Annotated in this window: 14 protein-coding genes; 4 read left to right on the plus strand and 10 right to left on the minus strand. The window is 64.2% G+C overall.

Annotation, left to right across the window (positions count from 1 at the left end; translation table 11 throughout):
* Window positions 1–98: 98 nt before the first annotated feature.
* Window positions 99–1,724 (plus strand): diguanylate cyclase, encoded by a 1,626-nt coding sequence (locus Q0P59_RS05400; RefSeq protein WP_295004362.1) that lies wholly within the window; start codon window positions 99–101, stop codon window positions 1,722–1,724.
* 6 nt (window positions 1,725–1,730) lie between these two features.
* Here Q0P59_RS05400 and hemA read toward each other — a convergent pair whose 3' ends face one another.
* From hemA to Q0P59_RS05425, 5 genes are all read right to left on the minus strand, one after another.
* Window positions 1,731–2,981, minus strand: a complete 1,251-nt coding sequence (gene hemA / locus Q0P59_RS05405; protein WP_295004364.1) for a glutamyl-tRNA reductase — start codon at window positions 2,979–2,981, stop codon at window positions 1,731–1,733.
* A 71-nt stretch (window positions 2,982–3,052) separates the two neighbouring features.
* Window positions 3,053–4,120 carry a sulfate ABC transporter ATP-binding protein gene (locus Q0P59_RS05410; RefSeq protein WP_295004366.1) on the minus strand — a complete coding sequence of 356 codons (1,068 nt, stop codon included), beginning with the start codon at window positions 4,118–4,120 and terminating at the stop codon, window positions 3,053–3,055.
* Window positions 4,117–4,992, minus strand: a complete 876-nt coding sequence (cysW, locus tag Q0P59_RS05415; protein WP_295004368.1) for a sulfate ABC transporter permease subunit CysW — start codon at window positions 4,990–4,992, stop codon at window positions 4,117–4,119. The genes Q0P59_RS05410 and cysW overlap by 4 nt, the downstream gene beginning before the upstream one ends.
* Window positions 4,989–5,864 (minus strand): sulfate ABC transporter permease subunit CysT, encoded by an 876-nt coding sequence (gene cysT / locus Q0P59_RS05420; RefSeq protein WP_295004370.1) that lies wholly within the window; start codon window positions 5,862–5,864, stop codon window positions 4,989–4,991. The genes cysW and cysT overlap by 4 nt, the downstream gene beginning before the upstream one ends.
* A 91-nt stretch (window positions 5,865–5,955) precedes the next feature.
* Entirely contained in the window at window positions 5,956–6,954 is a 999-nt protein-coding gene (locus Q0P59_RS05425; protein ID WP_295004372.1) for a sulfate ABC transporter substrate-binding protein, read from the minus strand.
* A 177-nt stretch (window positions 6,955–7,131) separates the two neighbouring features.
* On the opposite strand from Q0P59_RS05425, the gene Q0P59_RS05430 reads away from it, so the two are divergent.
* Window positions 7,132–7,707 carry an OmpA family protein gene (locus Q0P59_RS05430; protein ID WP_295004374.1) on the plus strand — a complete coding sequence of 192 codons (576 nt, stop codon included), beginning with the start codon at window positions 7,132–7,134 and terminating at the stop codon, window positions 7,705–7,707.
* A 33-nt stretch (window positions 7,708–7,740) separates the two neighbouring features.
* Here the strand turns inward: Q0P59_RS05430 and Q0P59_RS05435 are convergent, their stop codons facing one another.
* Entirely contained in the window at window positions 7,741–8,055 is a 315-nt protein-coding gene (locus Q0P59_RS05435) for a cytochrome c (RefSeq protein WP_295004376.1), read from the minus strand.
* Between the two features lie 23 nt (window positions 8,056–8,078).
* Window positions 8,079–9,092, minus strand: a complete 1,014-nt coding sequence (locus tag Q0P59_RS05440; RefSeq protein WP_295004378.1) for an MBL fold metallo-hydrolase — start codon at window positions 9,090–9,092, stop codon at window positions 8,079–8,081.
* 145 nt (window positions 9,093–9,237) lie between these two features.
* On the opposite strand from Q0P59_RS05440, the gene Q0P59_RS05445 reads away from it, so the two are divergent.
* Complete coding sequence (locus Q0P59_RS05445) at window positions 9,238–9,846, plus strand: c-type cytochrome (protein ID WP_295004380.1); 609 nt, start codon at window positions 9,238–9,240, stop codon at window positions 9,844–9,846.
* A gap of 95 nt (window positions 9,847–9,941) precedes the next feature.
* Here Q0P59_RS05445 and Q0P59_RS05450 read toward each other — a convergent pair whose 3' ends face one another.
* From Q0P59_RS05450 to Q0P59_RS05460, 3 genes are all read right to left on the minus strand, one after another.
* Window positions 9,942–12,029 (minus strand): methyl-accepting chemotaxis protein, encoded by a 2,088-nt coding sequence (locus tag Q0P59_RS05450; protein ID WP_295004382.1) that lies wholly within the window; start codon window positions 12,027–12,029, stop codon window positions 9,942–9,944.
* Window positions 12,030–12,231: 202 nt separating this feature from the next.
* Window positions 12,232–13,509 (minus strand): NAD(P)/FAD-dependent oxidoreductase, encoded by a 1,278-nt coding sequence (locus tag Q0P59_RS05455; RefSeq protein WP_295004384.1) that lies wholly within the window; start codon window positions 13,507–13,509, stop codon window positions 12,232–12,234.
* A gap of 11 nt (window positions 13,510–13,520) precedes the next feature.
* The gene (locus Q0P59_RS05460; protein WP_295004386.1) at window positions 13,521–13,826 is read right to left on the minus strand and encodes a c-type cytochrome; all 306 of its coding nucleotides are present in this window, start codon (window positions 13,824–13,826) and stop codon (window positions 13,521–13,523) included.
* Window positions 13,827–14,016: 190 nt separating this feature from the next.
* On the opposite strand from Q0P59_RS05460, the gene Q0P59_RS05465 reads away from it, so the two are divergent.
* Window positions 14,017–14,337: a metalloregulator ArsR/SmtB family transcription factor gene (locus tag Q0P59_RS05465; RefSeq protein ID WP_295004388.1), complete on the plus strand. Its 321-nt coding sequence runs from the start codon at window positions 14,017–14,019 to the stop codon at window positions 14,335–14,337.
* The last annotated feature ends 26 nt before the right edge of the window (window positions 14,338–14,363 follow it).

The raw sequence follows: 14,363 nt of genomic DNA on the forward strand, positions 1-14,363 counted from the left end.
GGCGAAATTCTAACCGAGATCACCATTGATCGGCGACGAATGGCAATTGCCCGCGACGATCTATGACGTGATAATGGCCCACCTTCAGGCCCGCCCCCATGCACGAAGTCTCCCACTCCCTCATTGCCCTGGCGAAAACGCTCGACCTCCGCTGGCAGCACTACCGCAGCAGCGGAGAATTCGACCAGTTCGTCGAGTTCACCCTGTCGCTGAACGGCCTGACCGAGCGCCTCACCCAGCAGAACCTGCCGGGGCTGGCCGGCGCCTGCCAGGAGTTGGAAAACCGCGCCCTGGCCTGCCTCACCGACCACAGCCTGCGCCCGGTTTCCGACGAGCAGTCGGCAGCCATCAGTCAGCAACTGAACGTCATCCTGCAGCTGCTCCTCCGCCACGAGACGCCGGCCGTGATGGCCAAGCGCCTGTCCGACGCGACGGACGACGAGCGCGACCCGTGGATACGCCAGCGCAACATCCTGATCGTCTCGCGCCCCGGCCACGCCTGGAGCGCCGCCCTGGTCGAGCAACTCGCGTTCTACGGCTTCCGCCCCCAGGCCGTCGGCTGGGACGAGACGCCCGCGGCAGGCGAGGAGCCGCTGGCCATCATCATCGTCCCCGACCAGGAAAACAGCATCTATCCGCAGCACGCGCTGGCCGCCCTGCAAAAGCTGCGCGCCCGCCACCTGGCCAGCTATGTCTATTGCCTCTCGGTGCCGCCCGCGCTGGAAGCCATCGTCAACCTCCAGCGCGCCGGCGCCAACGTGTGCATTCCGGCGGAATACCGGCTGAGCGACATGCTCTCGCGCATTCTCGACCTGGTCGAAAGCCGTGAACAGGAAACCCACCGCGTCCTCATCGTCGAGGACTCGAAGACGGCGACCGCGCACATCCAGCGCGCCCTCGAACTGCACGGCATCGACAGCCGCGCCATCAACACGCCGCTGTCCCTGCTCCAGGCCTGCGCCGACTACCGTCCGCACGCCATCCTGATGGACATGTACATGCCCTTCTGCACCGGCGTCGAGGTGACCCGCGCCCTGCGCCAGATTCCCGAATACCAGTCCGTCCCGGTCATCTACCTGTCCGGCGAAACCGACATCGGGCAACAGGTCGAGGCGCTGCGTCTGGGCGGCGACCAGTTCCTGACCAAGCCGGCCAACCCGATCATCCTGAGCGCCGTGGTCAAGACCAAGATCGACCGCTATCGCGACATGTTGCGCTCCGGGCGCCACGACAGCCTGACCGGCCTGCTCAACCATTCGGCCGCCAAGGAACAACTGGAGCACATGCTGCGCCGCGCCCTGCCGGCCGGCCACCTGAGCGTGGCGATGATCGACATCGACCGCTTCAAGTCGATCAACGACAACTACGGACACCCGGTGGGCGACCAGGTCATCCGCAGCCTGGCCTGGCTGCTGCGCGGACGCCTGCGCAACACCGACCTGATCGGGCGCTACGGCGGGGAGGAATTCATCGTCGCGCTGGGCGGTGTCGACGCCGGCCAGGCGACGACCCTGCTCGAGCGCATCCGCGAGGATTTCGCCCGCCTGCCGCATGCCCACGGACGCGGTGCGCTGCGCGCCAGCTTCAGTTGCGGCATTGCCGCCCTGCCCGCCTACGCTACCAGCAGCTCGCTGATCGAAGCAGCCGACGAGGCGCTGCTGCAGGCCAAGCGCGAGGGACGCAACCGGCTTGTCGCCGCCGGCCGCAGGCGGCCGGAACAGTAGCCCTTCTTAATCGCCGGCGTGCAGGTGGAAGAGGCGTGCCGCCGCTGCCTGGAGCTCGGCGCGCTCGCCGGCATCGGCCGCATTCAGGGTCTGGGTGGGCGCGTGCAGGAACTTGTTGGTCAGGCGATGCGCCAGGTGATCGAGCACTTTCTCGGGGTTTTCGCCCTTGGCCAGCAGCTTCAGCGCATGCTCCATCTCGTGGCGACGCATGCGTTCCGCCGAATCGCGCAAGGAACGGATGACCGGCACGGTATCGCGCGATTCCAGCCAGCCGAGGAAATCCTTGACCCGGTTGGCGATGATGTCCTCGGCCTCGACCACGGCAGCCTGCCGCGACTCCAGGCCGCTCTCGACCACCTGCGCCAGGTCGTCGACGGTGTAGAGGAAGACGTCGTCGAGGCGGCCGACCTCCTCCTCGATGTCGCGCGGGACAGCCAGGTCGACCATGAACATCGGCCGGTGACGGCGCGCCTTGATGGCCCGCTCGACCATGCCCAGACCGATGATCGGCAGCGGGCTGGCGGTACAGGAAACGACGATGTCGTGGGCGGCCAGGTGCTCGCCCAGTTCGTCGAGACGGATGGCGGAGCCGCCGTACTGCTCGGCCAGCGCCCGACCGCGCTCGATGGTGCGGTTGGCGATGGTGACCTGCTTCGGCTTGTTGGCGCAGAAGTGGGCGGCGCACAGTTCGATCATCTCGCCGGCGCCGATGAACAGGATGCGCTGGTCGCCAATCGACTCGAAGATGCGCTCGGCCAGGTGCACGCCGGCCGCCGCCATGGAGACGATGTTGGCGCCGATGGCCGTGGTGCTGCGCACTTCCTTGGCGACCGAGAAGGAGCGCTGGAAGAGCTTGTGCAGCTGGGTGCCGAGCGTGCCGTTTTCCTCGGCGGCGCGCACCGCGTCCTTCATCTGGCCGAGGATCTGCGGTTCGCCGATGACCATCGAGTCGAGACCGCTGGCGACGCGGAAGGCGTGGCGGATGGCCGCCGGCTGGTCGTGGGTGTAGACGTAGGGCACCAGTTCGTTGCGCGGCACCTGGTGGTACTGGGACAGCCAGTCGATCACCACGTCCGGCGACTCGGCCGCACAGTAGATTTCGGTGCGGTTGCAGGTGGACAGGATGGCCACCTCGCGCACCGGCCGTTCGCTGGTCAGGTCGGCCAGCGCGTGTCCCAATTTGTCGGCGCCGAACGCCACCCGCTCACGGATGGCGAGGGGTGCGGAATGGTGGTTGATGCCGAGGGTAAATATCACCGGGTACGGTTGTGCGAACGGAGTGGGGGCCGATTATAGCACCCGCCCCCGGCCGCCCGATTTGCCCCGGATCAGAACAGGAAGGGCTGTTTGTCGGGACCGGCCTGCACCTGCGCGTCGGCACCGAAGACCCGCATCTGGCGGGGCCTGAACCACACCGACTGGCCGACCGCCAGTTGCAGGGCCTCGTGACGCTCGCGCGACAGCTCGACCTCGACGATCTCCTGGCCGTGCAGCAACTCGACGCGAACCACCGGCCCGATCGGATGGACGTGCTGCACGGTCGCCTCCAGGCTGCCCTCGCTGAGCGCATGGCTGATGTCGATATCGTGCGGACGGACGAAGGCGGTCGCCTTCTCCGGCGCTTCGCAGCGCTCGACCTCGGCATAGCCGCCCTGCACCCGGCTGTGGAAGACGTTCACATTGCCGAGGAACTGGTAGACGAAGGGCGAGGCCGGCGCCGAGTACACCTCGTCCGGCGAGCCGATCTGCTCGATCCTGCCGTGGTTCATCACCACGACGCGGTCGGCGACTTCCAGCGCCTCTTCCTGGTCGTGGGTCACGAACACCGACGAGATGTGCATGTCGTCGTGCAGGCGGCGCAGCCAGCGGCGCAGTTCCTTGCGCACCTTGGTGTCGAGCGCGCCGAACGGCTCGTCGAGCAGCAGCACCTTGGGCTCGACGGCCAGCGCCCGGGCCAGCGCGATGCGCTGGCGCTGGCCGCCGGACAGCTGCGACGGATAGCGGTCGGCCAGCCAGTCGAGCTGGACCAGGCCGAGCAGTTCCATGACCCGGCGCCTGATTTCGGCGTCGGACGGCCGCTCCTTGCGCGGCTTGACGCGCAGGCCGAAGGCGACGTTCTCGAACACCGTCATGTGGCGGAACAGCGCGTAATGCTGGAAGACGAAGCCGACGTTGCGGTCGCGGGCGTGCAGGTGGGTGGCCTCGGCGCCGGAGAACAGGATCTCGCCCTGATCGGCCGTTTCCATGCCGGCGATGATGCGCAGCAAGGTGGTCTTGCCGCAGCCGGAGGGGCCGAGCAGCGCGACCAGTTCGCCGGTCGGGATGTCGAGGTTGATGTTGTCGAGCGCGACGAAGTTGCCGAAGCGCTTGGAGATGTTGCGGATTTCGATGCTCATGAGGTTTTCTCGCCGGGGAGTTCAGCGTTCAGCATGTCGGTCTCGGCCTTCATGCGCCATTCGACGACGGTCTTGGCCACCAGCGTCACCAGCGCCAGCAGCGCCAGCACCGAGGCGGCGGCAAAAGCGCCGATCGCGTTGTATTCGTTGTAGAGGATTTCGACGTGCAGCGGCAGGGTGTTGGTTTCGCCGCGGATATGCCCGGAAACCACGCTGACCGCGCCGAATTCGCCCATCGCCCGGGCATTCGACAGGATGACGCCGTAGAGCAGGCCCCACTTGATGTTGGGCAGGGTCACGCGCCAGAACATCTGCCAGCCGGAGGCGCCGAGCGACACCGCCGCCTCCTCCTCGTCCTTGCCCTGCGACTGCATCAGCGGGATCAATTCGCGGGCGATGAAGGGGAAGGTGATGAACAGCGTCGCGAGGATCATGCCCGGCACGGCGAAGATGATTTTCAGGTCGTGCGCCGCCATCCATTCGCCGAAATAACCCTGCGAGCCGAACATCAGGATGAAGATCAGGCCGGCGACGACCGGCGATACGGCGAACGGCAGGTCGATCAGCGTGATGAGCAGGCTCTTGCCCCTGAAGTCGAACTTGGCGATAGCCCAGGCCGCCGCCACGCCGAACAGGATATTGAAGGGCAGCACGGCCAGCGCGATGACGATGGTCAGCCAGATCGCCGAGCGGGTTTCCGGCTCCTTCAGCGCTTCGAGATAGATCGGCAGGCCCTGCGCCAGGGCTTCGACGAAGACGGCGATCAGCGGCAGGCCGAGGAAGAAGAACAGGAAGCCGAGGCCGACCGTGAGCAGCAGGGTGCGTACCCAGGCCGGTTCCTGCGTGGCGCGGGTCAGTTTGTTGGCCCTCATGCTTCACCCGCCTTCGCCTTGCCGGCGGCGACTTCCAGCGGCTCGCTGTTCTTGTGCCGGTTGGCGGCCCACCACTGCAAGGCGTTGATGACCAGCAGCAGCACGAAGGAGATGGCCAGCATGACCACGGCCAGCGCCGTCGCGCCGAGCACGTCGTACTGTTCCAGCTTGGAGATGATCAGCAGCGGCACGATTTCGGAAATCAGCGGCAGGTTGCCGGCGATGAAGATGACCGAGCCGAATTCGCCGAGCGCGCGGGCGAAGGCCAGCGCGAACCCGGTGAGCAGCGCCGGGCCGATGGCCGGAAAGATCACCTTGACGAAGGTCTGCCAGCGCGAGGCGCCGAGCGAGGCGGCGGCTTCCTCGACCTCGGTCTCGATATCCTCGATCACCGGCTGCAGCGTGCGCACGACGAAGGGCAGGGTGATGAAGGTCAGCGCCACGATGATGCCGAGCGGCGTGTAGGCGACCTTGATGCCCAGCGGCTCGAGATGGCTGCCCAGCCAGCCGTTGCCGGCATACAGCGTGGCCAGGGTGATGCCCGCCACCGCGGTCGGCAGCGCGAAGGGCAGATCGACCAGCGCATCGACGAAGCGCTTGCCCGGAAAGGGGTAGCGCACCAGGATCCAGGCGACGATCAGGCCGAAGAAGGCATTGATCGAGGCGGCCAGCAGCGACGACATGAAAGTGACGCGAAAGGCGGCCAGCGAGCGTTCGCCGAGGGCGATGTCGAGAATCTGGCCGAAGCCGAGCTCGGACGCCTTGAGGACCATGCCGCCCAGGGGCAGCAGGATGAGCAGCGAGAGATAGACCAAGGTGTAACCCAGCGCCAGGCCGAAGCCGGGCAACACGCGTTGGGGTTTAGCGGACATAGGAATTCATTCTGGGAGCGATTGTTCTGAGCGGGCGCAACAAAGGCAACGGCCGGGCAACCCCGGCCGCCGATGCGCCAGGATCGCAGGCTTACTTGGCGACGTAAATCTGGTCGAAGCTGCCGCCATCCTTGAAGTGCGCGGCGAAGGCCTTGTTGGCGCCGCCGAACACCTCGTCCACCGTGAAGGTCTTCACTGCGGGGAAGAACTGGGCATACTTCTTCAGCAGTTCGGCGTCGCGCGGGCGCAGGTAGTTCTGCGCGGCGTTCTCCTGGCCCTCCTTGGACCACAGGTACTCCAGGTAAGCCGTCGCCTGCTTGCGCGTACCCTTCTTGTCCACCACCTTGTCGACGACGGCGACCGGGAATTCGGTCTGCATCGTCAGGCTGGGATAGACGACCTCGAAATTACCCTTGCCGAATTCCTTGGCGATCATCTCGGCTTCGGACTCGAAGGTCACCAGCACGTCGCCCAGGCCGCGCTGCATGAAGGTCGTCGTCGCATCGCGGCCGCCGGCGGCGAACAGCGGGGCATTCTTCAACAGCTTGCCGACGAATTCCTGCGCCTTGGCATCGCTGCCGCCCGGTTGCTTCAGCGCCCAGGCCCAGGCCGACAGATAGGTGTTGCGGCCGTTGCCGGTATTCTTCGGGTGCGGCAGGATGACCTGGATACCGGGCGCGGCAATGTCCGGCCAGTCCTTGAGCGCCTTCGGGTTGCCCTTGCGCACGATGAACACCATCGCCGACGTGTACGGCGACGCGCTGTTCGGGAACTTCTTCGCCCAATCCTTGGCAACCAGGCCCTTGTCGGCCAGGAACTCGATGTCGTTGGTCTGGTTCATGGTCACCACGTCGGCTTCCAGGCCGTCGGCCACGGCGCGCACCTGCTTCGACGAGCCGCCATGCGACTGCTTCAGCTCCAGGCTTTCGCCGGTCTTGGCCTTCCAGTACTTCTGGAACATCGGGTTGTAATCCTTGTAGACATCGCGGGCGACATCGTAGGAAGCGTTCAGCAGCGTCGCGTCGGCCAGGGCGGCACCGGCGGCCAGGCCGAGCAGAAGGGCGGCAATCGATTTACGGAAATGGGTCATGGTTCACCTCGCTTTGGACAAGCGCTAATTTAGCGAAGTCATATATAACCACAAAGACAATTTTTGAATTTGCTTATTACACAGCTCGCAAATCCACCGACAACCCGAAGCTCGGCACTATTCGCCACTCATGCGAGCGGCTATCATTGTGGATTCTTCAAGCCGCCGACAATCAAGATGCGCGCCACCCTGCCAGCCATTCTCCTGCTCTCCGCCCTGCTCGCCGCCTGCTCCACCAAGAGCACCATTCCGCCGAGCACGCACATTTCGCAAAACGGCCCGCTGCGTGTGCATCCCGGCCTGCTTGGCCAGCCGGTGCCGGCGGAATTGCAGCAGGATGGGCAAATGCCCAGGACGGCATCCGCCGCCCCGGTCGAGGCCGACAAGCCGATCCGGATCGACCCGGTCGGCCTGCGCACGCAACGCAGCGTCTACTTCGAGCTGAACAGCGCCGACATCAAGGCGGATTACGACCCGGCGCTGCGCGCCCATGCCCGCTACCTGGCCGAGCACCCCAAGGCCCGCGTGCGCATCGAAGGCAACGCCGACGAGCGCGGCAGCGTCGACTACAACCGCAAGCTGGGCCTGAAGCGCGCCGAGAACGTGCGCTCGACGCTGGTCTCCCACGGCGCCGGCGACAAGCAGGTGAACATCAGGACCCTGGGCGAAGCCCGCCCCAAGCTGACCGGCCACGACGAAAGCTCGTGGGCGGAAAACCGCCGGGCCGACGTGGTTTACGAAATCGAGAACTGACCCGCCGTTGCGGCGGGCCGCCCGGACCGCCGCTCAGTTGTCGAAGTGGTAATAGCGCTGGTTCAGCCAGGCAGCGACGCTGCCTTCCTCCTCAGGGAACCAGCCGGCGCCGACCTGCGCATTGCAGGCCGCCACCCGCTGCAGCAGTTCCAGCTTGTTGGACAGCATCCGGCCATCGCGGGAGTACATCTTGCTCCCGTCGCCGCCATACATCCGGACATGGCAGCTGACGCAGCCCTTCTGATGCAGCTCGGGCGCCGCCTTCAGGTCGACCTTGCCCCATGGCTCCTCGGCCGTGGCCGCAAGCGGGGCCAGCAGCAGCCAGGGAAGAATGCGAAAGATGCTCATGGTCTCTCCTCGCGCGCGATGGTTCAGAAACTGGCCGCCTCGGCTTCCAGATAGGCAAGACTGACATACTTCCCGATATTCGTGTCGAAACCGCGCGTTTCCCTGGCCCGCGAGGCCACCCGCGGGTCGCGCAGGACCAGTTCCTTGGCCGCCTCGAGTGGCAGGCCTTCCTTGACCGCCTGTTCGCAGGGCCGGTAGATGCCTTCGAACAAGGCCTTGTTCCAGGCCAGCACGCCGGCGCCCGGCTCGCCGTGACCCGGCAGCCAGATCCGGCTGGCCACCTCGCGCTCGAGCTGGCCGTAAGCCTTGAAAGTGCCCAGGAAGGAGCCGTCGTCCATGTTGGCGATGCGCCTGTCCATGGCTACGTCGCCGACGCAGGTCAGTTTGTCCTCGACCACCTCGACGCATAGATCGTAAGGCGTGTGGGCCGTGCCGTAGTGATGCAGGCGCAGCGTCACATCGCCGTAACGCAGCTCGGCGCCGTTCTCCAGCGGCAGGCGCGGTGGAACCACCCGCGTCCCCAGCGTTGCCTGATTGGTCCATTGCTCGAGCAGGGTCCGCCACATCTTGCCCTGCACCCCCTCGATTTCGCGGATCGTCCCCGGATGGGCATGGATCGGCAGGTCCTTGCCGTAGGCATCGACAAAGGCGTGGTTGCCCAGCCAATGATCGCCGTGATAATGGGTGTTGATGATCGCCACGACGGGCTTCTTCCATTGCTTCCTGATCTGGCGGATGGCCATTTCGCCGATCTGCACGGAAGCGCCGGAGTCGATGACCACCAGCCCCTTGGCAGTATCCACGAAGGTCAGGTTGCACATCATTCCCTGGTTCTCCGGCGTCGGAAAACCGTCCGGCGAAAAGATCATCCAGACATGCGGCGACACCTGGCGCAGGGGATGATCGCGCACGGCCGGCCCGCGCACGAAATCGTCCACTTCCCTGGCCATGGCGCCGATGCCCTGCCAGGGCGCGAACTCGGCGGCCAGCAAACCGCCCAGGGCGGTGGCCGCCCGGATGAAAGCGCGACGTTCCATGAATGTCTCCTCGTCGGGCATTGCGAGCCATCCGCCGGCACCGAAAAAACCGGCACCGGCGAGGCCGTACGCCGTTGTTTGAAAGGCAAGTGTAAGCTAATTATTATTTGATAATATATTCACAACCATCAACCGGGGGAATATTTTGGGAACCATCACTCGCCGCCTGCTGGGAGCAGGCCTGCTCGGCATCTGCCTGAGCGCTCCCGTTCTCGCCAACGACCTGGCTCGCGCCGAGGAAATCGTCGGCGGCCGCTGCTTTCTGTGCCACGGCCTGAACGGCGAATCGGCCAGCGCCGTCTTCCCGCGCCTGGCCGGACAGCACGCCGATTACATCGCCCGGCAGCTGGCCGACTTCAAATCCGGCAAGCGCGCCAGCGACACCATGAAACCGCAGGCGGAAGAACTGACCCCGGCCGAGATGAAGGCGCTCGGCGCCTTCTTCCAGAGCAAGGTCGTCGGCCCGCGTCCGGCCCGGGACAAGGAACTGCTTGCCGTCGGCAAGTACATTTTCGACCGCGGCAACAACTTCAGCGGCCTGCCGGCCTGCGGCAGCTGCCACGGCTCGAAGGGACTGGGCACGCCGCAACTCCCCCGCCTGGCCGGCCAGCATCCGCGCTACATCGAGGACCAGCTCAAACAGTTCAACAAGCGCGAGCGAACCAACGACAACGCGATCATGCACACCATCGCCTCCAAGCTGAGCGAACTGGAAACGCACGCCGTCGCGGAGTACATCGCGACACTGGATTAGTCGTCGCGCCGGCCCCATGCAAAAGGCCGCCAACCGGCGGCCTTTTGCATGCCGAAACGCGTGCCTGGCGTTTCCCGCAACGAGCCCGCGAACGATTACGAACGTCGATAAAGCTCGAAGCCTGAAATGACCGCCTTCAGCTGGCGCGAGGTAAGCAGCAATTCATCGGCAGCCTGCCTCGCCGACCCCGCGGAACTGGCGTTCTGTTCGATCAGGTCGGTGATCTGCTGCATGCTGGCGGCCACTTCCTCGCTGGCAACGCCCTGCTGGCGCGCGGCGTCGGAAATCTGACCGGCCATCTGCGATACCGTCGTTGAAGACTGCGTAATCCCCTCCAGCCCGGCCACGCTTTCTCGCAACTTGGCGATTCCGTTCTCGACCTCGCTGGCGGCCAGGTCCATGCTCGAGACGGCCTGCGCGGTAGCGCTCTGGATTTCGTTGACCGTCATGCTGATGTCCGCCGTCGAGGCGGTCGTTCTCTCGGCCAGCTTGCGAACTTCGTCGGCCACCACCGCGAAGCCCCGCCCCTGCTCTCCGGCACGCGCCGCCTCGATGGCCGCGTTCAGGGCGAGCAGATTGGTCTGGCTGGCAATATCGGCAATGACCCGGGTGATATCGCCAATCTTGGCAATGGAGAGGTTCAACTGGGCAATGGTCTGGTTCGAACTGCTCACCGCCTCGACGACACGCGTGGTCGCCGCCATGCTCTGGCTGATGTTGTTGTTGCTCGCCACCACCTGCAGCTGCGAATCGCGTGCCGCGGAGGCCGTATCCTCGGCATTGGCAGCGACCTCCTGGACCGACTGGCTGAATTGCTCGGTCGCCGCGGCAACGCCTTCGACGCTGGCCTGCTGCTGCTCGGACTGCGCCGAAACGCTGCGCATCTGATCCTCCAGCAGGTGACTGCGTTGCTCGATCGCACGCGAAGCCGTGCTGATCTCGTCCAGCATCGCCTTGAGCGTGCCCTGCATGGTTGCCAGGTCGCACATCAGGCGCCCCGTCTCGTCGCGTCCCGAAATATCGATATCCTCCGTTAGCTTGCCTTCGGCGATGTGCTCGAAGTGGGAAATTGCCCTGCGCAACGGCTTGACGATGGCCGACAACAGCAGCATGCCGCCCGCCAGGGCGATCGCGACAGCCAGAAGGAGCAGTCCGATACTGAAATTGCGAACGGATTCGTAGTGCCCCTTCGCTGCGGCATGGCGCACCTCGGCATCGCCGGCCAACTGCTGGATCAGCGCATCCCCGTCGCGCTTGAGCTCGGCATAGAGCGGATTGATCTTGAGCAGCAGGACGACGTTGGCTTCGTTGAACTTGCCCTCCTTCAGCAAAGCGCGCGCGACGTTGACGCCCTCACTCGAGAAACGCTCGCGTGTCTGGCCGAGTTTCTCGAGCAGCGCCTTCTGGCCTTCGGTCAGCTGGAGTTTTTTCAGCGCATCCAGTTCGGCGTTGATCGCCTCGCGGTTCTTCAGGGTGTTTTCGATATGCAGATCGAGCGGGTGGTCGTGCAGCTTCGCGTTCGGGTTGGCCGTATCGTGCTGCAAACCCAGCATGATCTGCGAGCGATTGTCGGCCAGCAGGAACAGCATCTTGTTGATGCTGTTCGAGGGCAGCAGATTCTCGCGATAGACCGCGTTCAACTCGTCATTCGATGCTGCCAGGCTGCGCAGCCCGGCAAATCCGACAATGGCCATCAGCACGAGCAGAACGCCCAGGGCCGCCCACAGGCGCGGACCGATCGCCAGCGTACGTCGGCGGGTCGCCGACAGCTTTCCCGAAACGCCGATCTTGCGGTAAAGCGCATCGGCACCCGCCTTTTTCTCGGCGGACAGCGGCGTGCGCACCGACATGTAGCCGGTGATCTGGCCGTTTTTCTTGAGCGGCACGACGAAGGCCTCCACCCAATAGAAATCGCCGTTCTTGCAGCGGTTCTTGACCGCGCCGCGCCACGGCAGCCCGGACTTCACCGTTCGCCAAAGATCCTCGAAGGCCGCCGGCGGCATGTCCGGATGGCGGACGATGTTGTGGCTGCTGCCGATCAACTCGCTGCGACTGAAACCGCTGATCTCGACGAAGGCATCGTTAGCCTGGGTGATGATGCCTTTGAGATCGGTTTTCGAAACCAGGTATTGATCGGGCGGAAAGGGAATCTCTCGCTGGGTTACAGGCTGATTGTTTTTCATCGTTGTCTCGTGGAAGCGGGGTCGTCAAAGTTTTGAAATCGATTTTACTAATCGAAATATGCACCAACAACACCCGCCTACAAATCATTACAAACAAGCCGTATCCCGCAACTTTCCCGATTTAGAACAACAGCATACAGATCGCCTTGCACAATAAAAAAAGGCCGCAACCGCGGCCTCTTCACGGCTGGCAAACGGAGCCTCAGGTCAGCATGTCGGCCCAGATGTTCTGGGCCCAGCCCAGCGCGACCTTGCCTTCCAGTTCGTTACGCGCCGCCGACACGCCGCCGGCGCCCTTGACCGGTTGCACGGTCTTGGTCGCGGCGTCGTACTGGTGGACGGACGACACGTGGATGACATTCTTGCTGTCGACGAAGCTGTAGCAGGTGTTCATCACCACCGGCTCCGGGTTCGGCTCCTGGCCGGACAGCATGTTGAGGATCGCCGCGGCGGCCAGCTTGCCGTGCTGGTTGGCCATGTGGCCGGACTTGGGCATGGTCGGCGCCGGGAAGATGGCGTCGCCCAGCACATGGATGCCCGGCGTGCTGGTCGATTCCATGCTCAGCCAGTTGATGTCCACCCAGCGGTTGTTGACCAGCTTGATGCCCGACTTGTGCGCGATGTCGCCGGCGCGGTGCGGCGGGATGACGTTGAGCACGTCGGCCTTGAACTTGTCGAACTCGAGGATGGCGGTATTGGTGCCGACCTCGACGTCCTTGACCTCGCTGTTGTTGCGGTACTCGACGATACCCTTGTAGAGATCGCTCCACGCCTTGGTGAACAGGCCCTTCTTGGACACCACGTCCTCGTTGGCGTCGAGGATGACGACCTTGGACTTCGGCTTGCTCTGCTTGAAGTAGTTGGCGACCAGGCAGGCGCGCTCGTAAGGTCCGGGCGGGCAGCGATACGGCGCCTTGGGGATGGAGATGGCATAGACGCCGCCGTCCTTCATCGACTCCAGCTGCTTGCGCAGGGCCACGGTCTGGGCGCCGGCCTTCCACGCGTGCAGCACCTTGCCCTGGGCCTCGGTACCCTTCAGGCCGGGAATCTCGTCCCACATGAAATCGACGCCCGGCGACAGCACCAGACGGTCGTAGCTCAGCGCGCTGCCGCCTTTCAGGGCAATCATTTTCTTCGCTGCATCGACCGCCACCACGTCGTCCTGGATAACGCGCACGCCCCACTTGCTGCGCAGGCCTTCGTAGCTGATCGTGATGTCTTCCATCGTCTTCTGGCCGCCGATGACCAGGTTGGAAATCGGGCAGGAGATGAAGGTCGGGTTGCGCTCGACCAGCGTCACCTGGACGCCGCCTTCGCTCCACATGCGCAGGTACTTGGCGACCGTGGCGCCGCCGTAGCCGCCGCCGACCACGACGACATGGCCGCTCGCCTTGCCGCCGCCGGCACAGCCGTACAGCGAAGCCATCGCGCCGGCCGCGGCGCCGGCTTTCAGGAAATCACGTCTTTTCATCAGCATCATGGCGGTCTCCCTTATTTTTGCGCGGCGAAATAGGTGGCGATCAGGTCGAGCTGGGCATCGGTATAGCCCTTGACGATCTGGTGCATGATCGAGGCCGGCTTGTCCCCGCTCTTGAAATCGGCGAGCTTCTGCAAGGTCTTGTCCTTGGGAAGCCCGGCCAGGCCGTCGATGCCGGAGCCCTTGACGGCATTGCCGTTGGTGCCGTGGCAGTTGGCGCAGGTGGCGGCCAGGTTGCGGCCGAGGTTGGGGTCGGCGGCCTGCGCCGCCCCGGCGGTCGCCAGCAGACAGGCTGCGGCAAGAGGTACGAACATTTTCATCGGGACATCTCCTTCCTCATCGTGATGTTGTTTGTCATATAGCCGGAGTGCTGTTTTTTGCCGGAAGCAGCATCGTACAAAGGTTATAAGCCTTGCGCACAAAAAGCATGCTGCGTCGCAACAATATTAGTAGTTGACTATATAAGTACGCAGTTATACATTGATTCTTGATCGAAATCAAAAGAACAGCATGGACGAAACGTTGCAGGTCTTCGAGCAGGTAGCGCAGTACTTCGGATTGCTGGCCGATCCGACGCGTTTGCGCATCCTTTCCTGCCTGTGCGCCGAGGAGCGTCCAGTCCATGAGGTGGTGGAAAAGATTGGCCTGACCCAGGCCAACATCTCGCGCCACCTGAACATCCTGTATCGGGCCGGCGTGGTCGAGCGGCGGCGTGACGGAAGTTCGGTCTATTACCGGGTCGTCGATCCCAATTTCGTCGACATCTGCCGGACGGTCAGCATCACGGTGGCAAGCCGCGATCTGGGCGACGAGCTGGGTGTCGGCAAGTAATTCGCAGCAACGACTTAAATATCGGA

The organism is uncultured Dechloromonas sp., from assembly GCF_945957265.1.
In the GTDB taxonomy this organism is placed as follows: Bacteria; Pseudomonadota; Gammaproteobacteria; order Burkholderiales; family Rhodocyclaceae; genus Azonexus.